General features: G+C 47.0%; 11 protein-coding genes. 6 read left to right on the top strand and 5 right to left on the bottom strand.

Going from position 1 to position 13,017, the window contains the following annotated elements; genetic code table 11:
- On the top strand, nt 1–632 hold a 632-nt coding region (locus M0P91_RS03510; RefSeq protein WP_295064593.1), incomplete at its 5' end, for a hypothetical protein.
- Between the two features lie 4 nt (nt 633–636).
- On the opposite strand, the gene M0P91_RS03505 is transcribed toward M0P91_RS03510, so the two are convergent.
- Nucleotides 637–2,889 (bottom strand): ATP-binding protein, encoded by a 2,253-nt coding sequence (locus M0P91_RS03505; RefSeq protein ID WP_295064590.1) that lies wholly within the window; start codon nt 2,887–2,889, stop codon nt 637–639.
- A gap of 275 nt (nt 2,890–3,164) precedes the next feature.
- Here M0P91_RS03505 and M0P91_RS03500 point away from each other — a divergent pair, with 275 nt between their 5' ends.
- The gene (locus M0P91_RS03500; protein ID WP_295064587.1) at nt 3,165–4,721 is read left to right on the top strand and encodes a response regulator; all 1,557 of its coding nucleotides are present in this window, start codon (nt 3,165–3,167) and stop codon (nt 4,719–4,721) included.
- Complete coding sequence (locus M0P91_RS03495; protein ID WP_295064583.1) at nt 4,718–6,007, top strand: response regulator; 1,290 nt, start codon at nt 4,718–4,720, stop codon at nt 6,005–6,007. The genes M0P91_RS03500 and M0P91_RS03495 overlap by 4 nt, the downstream gene beginning before the upstream one ends.
- Here M0P91_RS03495 and M0P91_RS03490 read toward each other — a convergent pair.
- The 4 genes from M0P91_RS03490 to M0P91_RS03475 form a co-directional block, all read right to left on the bottom strand.
- A complete protein-coding gene (locus M0P91_RS03490; protein ID WP_295064580.1) occupies nt 6,004–7,215 on the bottom strand; it encodes an NnrS family protein in 1,212 nt (403 codons plus the stop codon). The two genes, M0P91_RS03495 and M0P91_RS03490, sit on opposite strands and share 4 nt — an antisense overlap.
- A gap of 159 nt (nt 7,216–7,374) precedes the next feature.
- Nucleotides 7,375–7,716 carry a hypothetical protein gene (locus M0P91_RS03485; protein ID WP_295064578.1) on the bottom strand — a complete coding sequence of 114 codons (342 nt, stop codon included), beginning with the start codon at nt 7,714–7,716 and terminating at the stop codon, nt 7,375–7,377.
- Nucleotides 7,692–8,885, bottom strand: a complete 1,194-nt coding sequence (locus M0P91_RS03480) for a HAMP domain-containing sensor histidine kinase (protein WP_295064575.1) — start codon at nt 8,883–8,885, stop codon at nt 7,692–7,694. Before M0P91_RS03480 ends, M0P91_RS03485 begins: the two co-directional genes overlap by 25 nt.
- Nucleotides 8,842–9,504 carry a response regulator transcription factor gene (locus M0P91_RS03475; RefSeq protein ID WP_295064571.1) on the bottom strand — a complete coding sequence of 221 codons (663 nt, stop codon included), beginning with the start codon at nt 9,502–9,504 and terminating at the stop codon, nt 8,842–8,844. The genes M0P91_RS03480 and M0P91_RS03475 overlap by 44 nt, the downstream gene beginning before the upstream one ends.
- Before the next feature lie 165 nt (nt 9,505–9,669).
- On the opposite strand from M0P91_RS03475, the gene M0P91_RS03470 reads away from it, so the two are divergent.
- From M0P91_RS03470 to M0P91_RS03460, 3 genes are read left to right on the top strand one after another with little or no spacing between them, the layout of a single operon-like run.
- Nucleotides 9,670–10,953, top strand: a complete 1,284-nt coding sequence (locus M0P91_RS03470) for a TolC family protein (RefSeq protein ID WP_295064568.1) — start codon at nt 9,670–9,672, stop codon at nt 10,951–10,953.
- Complete coding sequence (locus M0P91_RS03465; RefSeq protein ID WP_295064565.1) at nt 10,934–11,884, top strand: efflux RND transporter periplasmic adaptor subunit; 951 nt, start codon at nt 10,934–10,936, stop codon at nt 11,882–11,884. The genes M0P91_RS03470 and M0P91_RS03465 overlap by 20 nt, the downstream gene beginning before the upstream one ends.
- A complete protein-coding gene (locus tag M0P91_RS03460) occupies nt 11,881–13,017 on the top strand; it encodes an ABC transporter permease (protein ID WP_295064562.1) in 1,137 nt (378 codons plus the stop codon). The genes M0P91_RS03465 and M0P91_RS03460 overlap by 4 nt, the downstream gene beginning before the upstream one ends.

Here is a 13,017-nt window from a genome sequence, read left to right as displayed (position 1 = left end):
TGGGTGAGAATCTCCGGAAAACGGGAGCGATGTACTGCAAACAGATCACCGTGGGGCTTCTTGCCCTTTTATGGTTTGCATCGTGCGGCGATGGCCCCTCGATTCAGATTGTTTCACCCCTTCCCGCCGTCTCTTCCGATAATGAGGGTATCCACATCACGCTCAACACCGATCAATCGACGCAACTGCTACTTCAAGGGGTTGTCACCCCCCCTGATGGGGTGTTGAGCGCTGCTTATATCGGTGAGTGCGGAAAATCGTATTATCGTGATATCGAAACCATCAACGGAGCTTTCAGCCACACGATCGAGGTACCGTTTGTAACCGGAATTGATCTTTTCGTCTATACCCCCCAAGGGAAACATTTTACGCAATACCTGCGGATTGTTGATACCGGAGTCCGAAAAAAAGGGGATGATTGCGGCTATATGCGGTCCAATCGGGTGGATGAGGGGCGTTTTAGCGCCTTTGTGAGGGAAGAGAGTTGTTATGAAATCGGGTTTAAATACGGTTCGTGCGTCTCTCGCCATTATCTCAATATACCGTGCAAAGAGGGGACCAATGTAGCGATCCCTTTTCGGTGCCGGGAAAAAGAGGAGACCCAAGAGGGGATAGAGGCGGGGAGAATCTGAAGGGTTAACGATTTAGATAGTGGGCGAGGAGGGATTTGAGCGCTTCGAAATGGATCGGTTTCGCGATAAAATCATCCATCCCCGCGTTGATAAAACGTTCTTTATCCCCGGCCATCGTATTGGCGGTAAGGGCAATGATCGGTAGATTCCCCCCCGGCAGGGTACGAATACGGAGCATCGCTTCGGTTCCGCAGAGGCGGGGCATATTTTCATCCATCAAGATCGCATCGAAGTGTTCTTTGCCAAAGGCTTCGAGGGCTTCTTGCCCGTCTTTGACCAAAGTGTAGCTGAGCCCCAGTTCCTCAAGAAGAGATCCGATGAGTATTCGGTTGTTTTCATTGTCTTCGGCGGCCAGAATATGTCCGTGCAAGGGAGATCGGTAAACCGGACGCTCAGGAGGGGGGGAAAGCGTGGAGCGCGATGAGGGGAGTTTCACCGTTATGCCAAATCGGCTCCCCGCCCCGATACGGCTGTAAACGTGGATACTCCCCTCCATCCGTTCCACCAGCTCTTTGGTGATACTGAGTCCCAAACCGGTTCCGCCGAATTTTCGGGTAATGGAGAGATCCGCCTGCTCAAACGGGTTGAAGATTCTCCCCATCGTGGCTTCATCCATTCCGATACCGCTGTCGGCAATTTTGCATTCGAGTATTCCGTCGCCATAGTGGGCTTTGAGACTGATTTTCCCCCCCTGCGGGGTAAATTTTATGGCATTGGAGAGAAGATTGGTGAGTATCTGAGAGAGTCGTAGCCAGTCCCCTTCCACCATTTCGTCAAGGGGAAAATCGAGGGTGTAATTAAATCGGAGATGTTTTGAGACGGTTTGCACTTCAAACCGTTCCAGTAACGAAGCAAAAGAGGTGTAAAGAGAGAAGGGGCGAATTTCGAGGGAGAATTGTCCGCTTTTTATTTTGGAGAGGTCGAGAAGATCGTTGATGATATTCAGGAGATGGTGCGAACTTTCCAAAATCGATTTGATGTATTTGAGATGGGTTTGATCTTTTATTTTGTATTCCAGAAGCTGAGAGAATCCGATGATACTGTTGAGCGGAGTACGGAGCTCATGGCTCATATTGGACAAAAAACGGTCTTTAAAATGTTCGGCTTCAATCGCTTTGTCGCGCGAATCGATCACTTCGGTAATGTCATGACGGACCGCGAGATATTCCGTAATAACCCCCTCTTCATTTTTTATGGGGAAAATGGTGCTGTCGACATAATAGGGGGTGCCGTTTTTCCGGCGGTTTTTCAGAGTCACTTTATAGAGGGTGCCGCTTTGGATACTTTTCCACAACGCGCTGAAAACCAAGGGGGGGGTGTCGGGATGTCGGACGATTGAATGGGGTTGCCCGATGAGCTCTTGGCGGCTGTAACCGCTGATAGCACAAAACGTGTCATTGGCAAACGTGATCACTCCGCGCGTATCGGTTTTCGAGACAATGGAACTGGCATTCAGGGCATCAAAAAATTGTTTCAGCTCATAGGAGAGGCGTTGTGCGTGTTTGAAGCTTTTATGCACTTGAAGGTAAAGGAAAAGACTCAGGAGCATCCCTGAAATCCCCCAAAATACAAAATTCCACATCATGAAAATACGGCTATCCTCTTTCTCCTGAAGCTCTATTTCCATATATCGGATCATTTTCTCAATGAGCCCGTCGGTGCGGGTATGGGCCAATTTTTTTGTGAGCCTATTTATTTTGATTGTGTAGGTATGGAGAACGTTTATATGCGATTGTGTCATCGGATTGGATACACGGGGAGGCAGGGGGATCGACTCTTCGAGATTTGTGCTGTAATAACCGTCCATAATTCGGTAAAAAGTCCACGTATCCCCCTCTGAGAGCTCTCCCGATGCCTCTTTGGTTCTGATCCAGAGGATAGCATCGTTGAGGAGGGATCGGTACCTTTTAAAATCTTCAATATTGCCGTTTCGTATATGGTTTGCCTCCGATATGGCGGCTGTCAACTTTTGAAGATAGGGATCGTTAGGCATTTGAGTGCGGATAAAATCGGCAAGGGTATCCGTATCTTCGATAAATTCGTAAGTGTACCGAGGGAGTTCATCGATATTGATGTCGGTAATGGCGAGGGTTAATTGAATCTGTAAATCGTGATCATCGATTTGGAGGCGGTGAATTTTTTGAAGCCCCTCGTGCAATTTTCGGCTCTTTATTTCAGCACTTAGCCAAAAATAGGCGGTAAAAGCGATCAAAAAAACGACGGTAACGGCTAACGCATAGGTGAAATATTTTTTCATCGAAATAGCTCAGATAGAGCGATCGGGGTCAAGAGTAACGCGATGGAGAAAATGGATTTCATCCCTCTATTATAGTTTGGCCGGATAAAACCATCCTTATAAAGGTCACTCATCGATATTTTGGATAACCAAACAATCGCACTAAAAACGGGCGTGGATGAAGAGGCGATTGAAGGGTTGAGGAAGTGAAGCTTTGGCCGGAAAGTGCGTAACAGCAGTTATTAATAGGGTGTGTTTCTTTTCCGATCGCCGGAATCTTGGTTATAATCCATGAAATGAATGTTTCTGTACCCTTACCTCTCCTCTCGGTCTTTTTTGTCACCGGCTCAGATCCGTATGATTGTTACGTTGCCGACTTTCTGAAAACAAAGATATCGTCGTTTACCCTTGTAAAATCAGGGAGGGAGGCGCTCTCTCTTTTGAGGGGGGAAAAGCCGGATATTATCATTACGAACCGGTATCTGCCCGATATGAACGGGCTTGATTTTGCGGAGCGGATTCGTGAGCTCTCTGCGGAACTGCCGCTTGTCATCGTAACCGGCGATTCCGATATCCAGACGCTTCAGCGGGCGATTGATATCGGAGTTTCGAAATATTTGATCAAACCGCTGGAGTGCGAAGCAGTATTGAAGACTCTGCTAGAACTGGGTGCGTCCGTGCAGCGTAAAAAGCTTTTAAAAGAGGACGAAAAGCTTCTGCGAGAGTATAAAAATGCGTTTGATGCCGCTACCATCATTACGAAAACGGACAAAGAGGGGATTATCACCTATGTTAATGAGGAGTTTGTCAAAATATCCGGGTATGCACGAGAGGAGCTGATCGGTTTGTCCCATAGCATTATCCGCCATCCGGATACGCCGATCGCGGTTTTTATCGATATGTGGCGTACGATCAAGGCAAAAAAGATTTGGAAGGGACGGATTAAAAACAGGACAAAGAACGGCGGTTTTTACATCGTGGATGCAACGATCGTCCCCATTTTGGATTCCAATGAAGAGGTGGACGAATACCTTGCGATACGGCAGGATGTTACCCGTTTGATAGAGCTGGAGGAGAAAGAGCGCCAGAAACTGGAGCAGAAATTGGCACAGGACCATCATCTGGAACTCGTCGAAGAGGTGAACAAAGCAAAAACCTCTTTTTTACTCATTTTTACCCATGAATTGAAGACCCCTTTGAATGCGATTATCAATTTTTCCGATTATTTGCGCCGGGAGATCGGGAAAACCGATCTTTCCAATGGTGAAAAACTGGCCAATCTGGCCGGATTGATTCGGGAAAACGGGTATGATATGCTCAATACGGTGACCACATTGCTCGATTTGGCAAAACTTCAATCGCACCGTCTGGTTATCCAGTCTGCTACCTTTGATCTGGGGGATTTGATCCGATCGCAAGTTGAACGCAGCAGCAGTTTGATTCATCAAAACAAGATTACGGTGACGATCAACGCTTCAGCATCACGGGTTAAAATCATGAACGATCCGGAGAGAGTCCGGCAGATTTTTTCGAATATTTTTTCCAATGCGATTAAATACGGCGGTGAGAAGATTGCGATCTCTTATGATGAAGAGGGGGATTATTTTTGGCTGAGTGTTGAGGACAACGGTCCGGGGATCAAGAATAGGGAGGGGATTTTTGAACTTTTCAACCAAGGGGGAGAGGATGATCTGACCCGCTCTTCCAAGGGGACAGGGATCGGACTCTATTTTGTAAAAACTTTTTGTGACCATCTGGGCTTAAGCGTCAGTGCCGGCTCCTCCGCCACCCTTGGCGGGGCATTGTTTAGCGTACGCGGTCCGATTTTATTTCATCCTAAAGGGACGGTATGACTAAAATATTGATAGTTGATGATAATACGAATAATCGGCTGACGTTGAAGCTTTTGCTTGAAGCGTGCACGGAGTGCACGATCCGTGAAGCGGTGAACGGGAAAGAGGCGGTGCAGATGTGCATCGACGAAGCGTATGACTTGGTGTTTATGGATATTATGATGCCGGTTATGGACGGTATCGAGGCGACACGGCAGATCCGTTCATTCGACCATTGTGTTTTGATTGTTGCGATCTCTGCGATGGGGGACGATTACAATAAAGAGCGGATCCTCTTTGCCGGCGCCAAAGATTATATGACCAAACCGATCAACAGCGATCTTTTTATCAAACGGCTTGAAAATTATCGGCTTCTTATCCGCTGGCGCCAAAATCAGCGCAAATTTGCCGCATTGAGTACCAATCTGTTTGAAGAAGAGGTGTATTCGCGGGCTTCAATCTTTTATCTGCGAAATGAAGCGGATATCAGCGAAGCGTGGGAATATTTGATTGCGTTGGATACGTTTTCGGGAGAAGCGGCATCGGATGCGATACAGGTCTATTTTAACGGAGCGTTGAAACTGCTGGAGAGAGGGAGCCGGAGTGAGCTGCTGCTGGAACAAAATGACGAGAATTTCATTATGACCCTTAAAGCCGCTTCGGACTGGGACGAGGAGGAGATGAACGCGATTGTAAACGGATTTTTTAGCGGAAAGCATCGGATCGGATCGGATTGCTTCTCTCTTTTAATTCCTAAAAAAGGTCCATCCAAACCGATTTCGTCCGAAAAAATGGGATTGGACAGCGATACGCTGGGTATTCTCCGTCATTCACATATCGAAAAAATTTCTGCCGCCGATTACATTCAGGAGATGTCGGTCGATTTTATGAACAAACTTGACACACTCGAAATGCTGGAAGAGTCGATGGACAGTCATGTTTTTGAAATGCAGAACGATCCGAAAACGTCTCGCTGGGGGAGAATCAGCGAGGATCTGAGACAATACGCTGCGGTGATTGAATCGCTGTTTGAATTTCAGCATATCGCTTTTTCGATTATTTCCCTTGCCAATTTTATCGATGAACTGGAAACGGAGGGGATGGAGCTCAAAAACCGTACCAAACTGTTGATGATCCTCAGCAGTATTTTCGGAGATTTAACGAGTTGGAGAGTCTCTATTTTTATTGTATCCGATGCAAACGATATCCACTATCTGGACAGTTCGCTCCTCTCAAGCTGCTTGCAGGCACGGATGATCTTTGAAGAGAACGCGGTAGAGAGCGGGGATGATTTCGAACTTTTTTAGAGGTTCGGTTTTCCAAAGATCAGTATTTTTCCATACCGCCATCCCCACACGATAAATAAAAGTATCCATGCGGCGGAGGTGAGATCAAACAGCCAGCCGTATGAGAGCCCATACGCACTGTCGAGCGAGAGTGCCAAGCGTGAGAGCAACACGACTTGCGTCCACCAAAATAAGAGAACGGCAAGGGTATCGGCATGGGGAGAGTGTCCGGAATGCCCCAGTGTCACCCGCGTTCCAAAACCGATTAATACGGTGGTCAAGAATCCCAAAACAAGCAGATGGATTCCGGCAAAAAGAAAAGAGACGCCGTAAATAGTTTCGATTAGTTGGAGTACCGCACCGATCAGCAAAGCCGCCGGCAGCCAATAAAGGGCCAAATGAAGTACCCATAAAATCGCGGGTGAGCGAAAGAGGGGGAGTTTCCAGCGCAAAAATTCCCTCAAAAGGTAGGCTGAGAGGAGGATGCTCACAGCGGCTTCGGCGAGTGAAAAAGCCAATACGGCACAAAGGGTTTTGAGGAGCAAAAGGGCAAAAACGCTCTCCACGAAACGGGGAGATTTTGCCTCCGGCGAATGGCTGAAAAAGGGGATCATCCGTTGCGCGACGCTAAACGTGAGAAAAATCAAAAAGAGGTTGATGATGACGGGGTTGAGGATACGAAGCCAATCAAACGAGACCTCCAGAAGCTCTGCCGCAAAAGCGATTATCCAAAGAGCGTGTGCCCCAAGGCCAAACGCCTGAGCGATCAAAATCCAAAACGGATCGCTCTTTTGCGCAGACTGCCCCATCCGATACACCCACAGCATGACATATGCGGCCATGACCTGAGCAAAAAGGATCCCGATCATAGCGATCCATGCCATCAAGGGTGAGACCAATGCCCCTATAAAAAAAGCCGCGCCGCTGATTTGATAGAGCCAAACGATTCGGATATAGACCTCTTTGGGGATGCTCATGCTCGTACAAAAACGGGGAAGCGTCGTAAATAAAAATCCGTGAAAAAATTGGATAAAGACGATAAACGCCAGCGTGTAGAGGTGAAAGCTGTTTTCGCTTACGCTTAGATGCAGCAGTCCCTTGTGAGAGAGGGTAAAAAATATCATGGAGACAACGGCCCAAATCACTCCGAAGAGAAAAAAAGGCTGATGGGGCTGGGATAAAAAATAACTTTTGGGCTGAGGAGACGTGCGGGTTGAAAATTTGATCATACATATTCTCCTTCTAATAGGACAGGAGTATAGCAAAGAATTGAAGCAAGGCCCTTGAGCAAAATCAAGAGCGGCTAAAATGACGGTTAGGAAAAACGGTTAAGGGATGAAACGAGCGAATACAAATATTTATGGGATAAGTTTTAGAATGAATGGCACTTAATTGTGTTTCAATTTGATCCGTTTTTTGACATCGTATTGTTCAAGATAGATATTCAGGTAATATTCCAGCTCATGCGGCGAGATAGGCGAGTGTAAACCAAATCCTTTTACCACTTGCGGCGGGAGTATGGAGTTGTTGATATCGGGTGCGGAGAGATAGGCGCTCATGGCATCATGGACACGTCGGGTGGAGCCGTACGTTTGAAGATACCGAAAGTACAAAGTGGCGAGGTCGGGAACATTGGTAGTATGGCACTCTACGCACGCTTGTTCAAAGCTTTTCCGGGCTTCGAGATTGCATATGAGAATAAATATTAGACTAATAATGATTTTGGCCATCGAACAATTATCTCACTTCCTTGATTTTTTTCTGAGTCTATTGTAAGAGTGAGCCCATACACTTTACAAACCCTTACCACGATTTCCATTCCGATTCCTAGACCTGTTTCAAACGATCCGACACGCCAGTAGCGTTCAAATATTTTTGATTTTTCCTCTTCAGACAACCCGATTCCGCCATCTTTGATGCTCAAATACTCATCGGTGAGGGTGAGGGTTATCCACCCATTGGATTTATTGTATTTTACGGCATTGGAGAGAAGGTTGTTGATAAGGCGCTGAAATTCATCGGAAGAGACACGAAGCATGACGGCGGATAATCGCGTGGTGACTGTGAGCTTTTTATACTCGCACAGCGTATCAAACAAACTCAACTGTTCTTGGATGAGCTGATCGATAGGTTCGGGTTTAACAACATGTGTTTTGGTTTGAAAATTGAGATAAACCAAATCATCGTAAAGAGCATTCAATGTTTTGGCGCCGATAATGATCCTTTGCGTTAGGCGCAGGAGGGTGGGATCCGTCATTTTTTCTTCTAAAATTCGGCTGTTGGAGAGGATGGCGGCAATGGGGGTATTGAGATCGTGCGTTGCATGCTGTATGAAGGTATCTATTGTGTCAAACGCTTTTTGCGCCGGCTTGAATGCAATACGGCTTAGTATCCAGCCTACGATTACCATGATAAAAAAAAGGGGAATTAAAAGTGCGGCCAAATGTTGTATGATGGTCACGCTATCTATTTTTTTAGCAATAATAACGTTGGCAACGCCTAAAAAATAAGCAGAAAGAGTGTGGCGCGAATATAAGATACCTTCGTTTATCCATACCGTATTGGTCCAATCGGGTTTTTCTTTCAGCTGGGTGGCAATGGGGATACGATCGATATCGTAAAGGGCAATCGCATACTCTTTCGTATCAATCCTGATCTCTTTGGAATAGTGCAGCTGATGCTCTTTGAGCTGATTTTCCAGGAGGGACAAATAGGTATTCATACTGCGCATCTCTTTGGCTATGAGCTGTTCTTTTTCAATGGTATACACAAAAAAAGCCAAAACCAAAAATAGCAATCCCATAGAACCTAAATAAAGGAGTTGAAATTGCCGAAGGGTAGCTTTTAAAAAAGGTTCATGCAAGGCGGTATCCCAAAGAGCGGATTGTTTCGATTTCAAGATGCGGCAGCGCTTTGCGAAGATTTTTAATATGGGCGCGAAGTGCGTCAAATCCCGGTTCATTTCCAATCCCCCATAGCTCCTCGAAAAACTCTTCGTACGTCACAATTTCAGTACTTTTTAGCAAAAAAAGTTTCAATAGGGATAGCTCTTTGGCATGCAATGTAATGACGTTCCCCTCAGCGGTCATGATTTTTTGGGATAGCGGATCAAATAAGTAGTGTTTTCCAAAAGGGATAAAGGATGATGATGTATGAAAAAAAGAGCGGCGGGTTAAATTTTTTAGGCGTGCTATAAGTTCAGCCGGTTCAAACGGTTTTTTTAAATAGTCGTCTCCTCCGCTTTCAAATCCTAAAGCGACTGCCTCGGCCGAACTTTGAGATGTTAAAAAAAGGATAGGTGTTCCGATAGCGTTACGGCGCATTGCTTTAGCCAGATCAAATCCGTTGCCGTCAGGAAGGTTTACGTCCAAAACAACCATATCGAAACGCTCTTCATAGAGGGCGGTTTCGGCATTGTCAAAAGAAAAAAAAGGGAAAATCTCAAATCCTTCAGCGCTTAGAATATCGCTCACCGTATCGCTTAAAAGTAAATCATCTTCAATAAGTGCGAGTTTCACGGCTGTTTCTCTCTTTTTAACCAAGGTTCAATTATGACACTTTAGCGTAGATGGGTTAAGTCAATGTTAATTTCATATTCGTTTCATAGTTTAAAGCTAAACTTTTACTGTCGTTTATCTACAATCTTCGATAGGATTAGGATGATTTTTATCAATAGGAAGTGCATGCGGCCATATATATATTCTTTGATCTTTCTCCTCGGCGTCAATGCGGGTGCGTTAACTCTCGATGAGGCAATAGAGAAAACGCTAAAAACCCATCCGGATGCGCACGCGGCTTCATTGCGCTATGAGAGTGCGGCAGCTGCCAGCATAAGTGCCGAATCGGCGCGTTACCCCCGTATCGATCTTAATGCCGCCTATTATCCGACTAAAACCTATGTCATGCCCGTAAGCGGTGCGTTTTCAACCAAGCAAAGTGACGGGTTTCATACGGATGTCACGGGTGTTTATTCATTATGGGATTTTGGACGTTCTAAAAAGAAAATTTCCGCCGCATTGAGTTTCCAAGAGGGGACGCAAGGAAGTAAAAACCTGACGGCAAGCGAGCTGATCGAGCAGGTATGGGTACGCTATTACGGCGTTGCCTACGCCGCTTCTCTTATCGAAGCGGCAGAATCGTCGGTGAAGTTTTACGAAGGCGAGTATACCCGAGCCCTCAATATGCGTATCAACGGATTAAAAACAGAGGCTGATGCGCTCCGATTTAAAGCCTCTTTGCTGGAGTCACGCGATCGCCTTGAGAGTGCGCGGAATATCTACGACAAGACGCGCCTCTCTTTGGCTCTCCTTGCCGGAGAGGATACGCTTGTCACGGGTATACAAGGTTCATTGGACCAACGCTCTAATACAATCATGGCGAAAGAGTATACGCCGGAATTGTTGCGCCAAGAACTGCGAGAGCGTAACCCGCGTCTTAAGGTATTATCCGCCGCAATCCTCCAAAGCAAAGCATTGAGCGATGCGGCCAATACAGAGCGTTATGGGGAAGTGATGCTCGTCGCAAGTGCGGGGCATGATAACTCGCTCTCGGTGTATAACAGTTATCAGACCGGTATTATGGGGACGATCCCGCTTTACGACGGAGGGAAGCTCTCCGCTGAGGCGCAAAAAAGCCGTATCGCCCACTCTATTGCGTTAAAAGAGTTTGAGAGTAGCGAACGTGTATTGTGGCAGGAGCTTTATGGAGCATACCTTGATTTGCAGCATGCCGATGAAACGATAACCGCAAAAGAAGGTGTTATCGAAGCGACCGGCAAAACCCTGCGTCTTATCGAGGAGCGGTACAAGCAGGGACTTGCCACCTATCTTGATGTGTTGGAAGCTCAAAATACCCTTGACAATGGACGCACCGGTCTGGCTGACGCCAAATACCAAAAAATACGCGCCTATGCGCAGATACAAAAATTACTCAATAAAGGGTGCGATAATGATCTCTGCAAAAACTAAATATACGATTGCTTTTATCGCCGTTGCTCTGATCGCAGGGGCGGTTATCGTTAAAAAAGTGATTTTGCCCAAAGCGGCGCCGGTTGTCGCGGAGACAAATACGACAGTACGGGCGGCAAATACGATTCACGGTGTCGGAACCCTCGAAGCCAAAGAGATCGTTATCCTCGCCCCCAAAACGACGGCTAAACTGCAAGCGCTCTATGCAGATGAGGGGGATGCGGTTCAAGCGAATCAAGTGTTGGCAACAATGGAAATTTCGGAATTGCGCGGAAATCTTCAAGAGAGTGCCGCTTCTATCGCAAAAAGCCGTTCGCAGTTTGCAGCGTCCAAAGCGGTGATCGAGGATTTGGAGGCGAAAAAATCTCTCTCAGATACGACGCTCTCACGCTACGGCACTCTTCTAAGTGGGGGGTTTGTGACGCAAGCGGAGTTTGACGCGGCGCAAGCCGCACAACGCAGTGCAAGCGCTCAGCTCACAGCCGCAAAAGCGAATCTTCAGCTCTCCGGGTATGATATTGCCAAAGCAGAAGCCGCCTTAGCCGCACAGATGGCAAAAATCGATGATTTGACCCTCAGGTCGCCGTTTGAGGGATTCGTTGTCTCACGGAATGCTGAAGCGGGAAGTACGGTAGGGTCGGGATCAGCGGTCTTTCGTATCGCCAATCCTAAAAGCTTATGGGTTAAAGTCTACATCGATGAGCGTCAAAGCGGAGCATTGAAAATCGGTCAAAGCGCTACCGTCACGTTGCGCTCGTTTCCTGAAAAACGTTTTACCGGCGAAGTAGCCCGAATCGGTGTAGAGAGTGACCGGATTACCGAAGAGAGGGTGGTGTACATACGCCTTCGTGATCTTACCGATTTCTTGCACATCGGAGAACAGGCCGAAGCGGAGATTTCCCTTATTTCTAAAAGCGATTCGCCTCTATGATCAATCTTGCACAGCGCGATATTGCCCACTCTCTCGGAAAATTTGTCACTACCGCTTTGGGGGTCGGAATGCTGATCGGGGTAGTGCTGATCATGATCGGGGTTTACCGGGGGATGGCGCATGATGCACTGATCGTCCCGAATGATCTGGGTGCCGAGTTGTGGGTTGTTCAAAAAGATACGTTGGGACCGTTCGCCGAAACTTCCCGTTTGCACGAAGACCTTAAATATTCGCTCAAAGGGTTTAGGGGGGTTAAAGCGGTCTATCCGATCACTTTTCAGAGCCTTCAGCTCTTCTGCGGCGAAAAGCCGGTGCGGGTATTTGCCTTGGGATACGAGGCGCTCAGCGGCTATAAGCCGTTTAAGTTGATGGAGGGGAGAGCAATTCAAATCCCTCAAAAAGAGATGATCGTCGATTCCAAAACGGGGTTTAAACTGGGGGAAGCAATTTCTCTCGGACGTGAGACGTACACGGTCGTGGGACTGACGCATAAAGCTGTCTCCTCAGGGGGAGATCCAATGGTTTATATCGATCTCGCCGAAGCGCAGGAGCTGCAATTTTTATTCAGCAATGAGCAGATCCGAAACGACAGGATACGGGGAGGAAACACCCCATCGACGTCAACCGTCAATACCTTTGTCCTCATGCTAAACGATGACGCCGAACCTTTGAGCGTTGCGCATGAGATCGAGAAATGGAAGCATCAACAAGTGTATACGGCACAGGAGCAAGAGGTTATTTTGACCAAAAATCTGATTGAGCGTTCCGCGAAGCAGATCGGGATGTTTACGGTCATTTTACTGATCGTCTCATCGGTCATTATCTCATTGATCATTTACACGATGACGATCGGAAAAATGAAAGAGATTGCTATTTTAAAGTTGATCGGAGCTCCCAACAGCGTGATTACAAAAATGATCGCCCAGCAATCGCTGTTGCTCGGAATTTTGGCTTTTATCGGCGGAAATCTTTTTGCGCACGCAAGTGCCGATCTCTTCCCCAAAACGATCATCCTTGTTCCCACCGATGCGTTGAAACTTTTGGGGGTTGTCATCATCGTCAGTATGCTGGCATCGTTGTCGGGGATACGAACAGCTCTTCGGATTGATCCGGCCAGTGCGATAGGGGGATGA

The organism is Sulfuricurvum sp. (assembly GCF_023229695.1).
Classification (GTDB): domain Bacteria; phylum Campylobacterota; class Campylobacteria; order Campylobacterales; family Sulfurimonadaceae; genus Sulfuricurvum.
The sequence above is the reverse complement of the archived record's forward strand: the minus strand, read 5'-3'. Positions and strand labels throughout refer to the sequence as shown.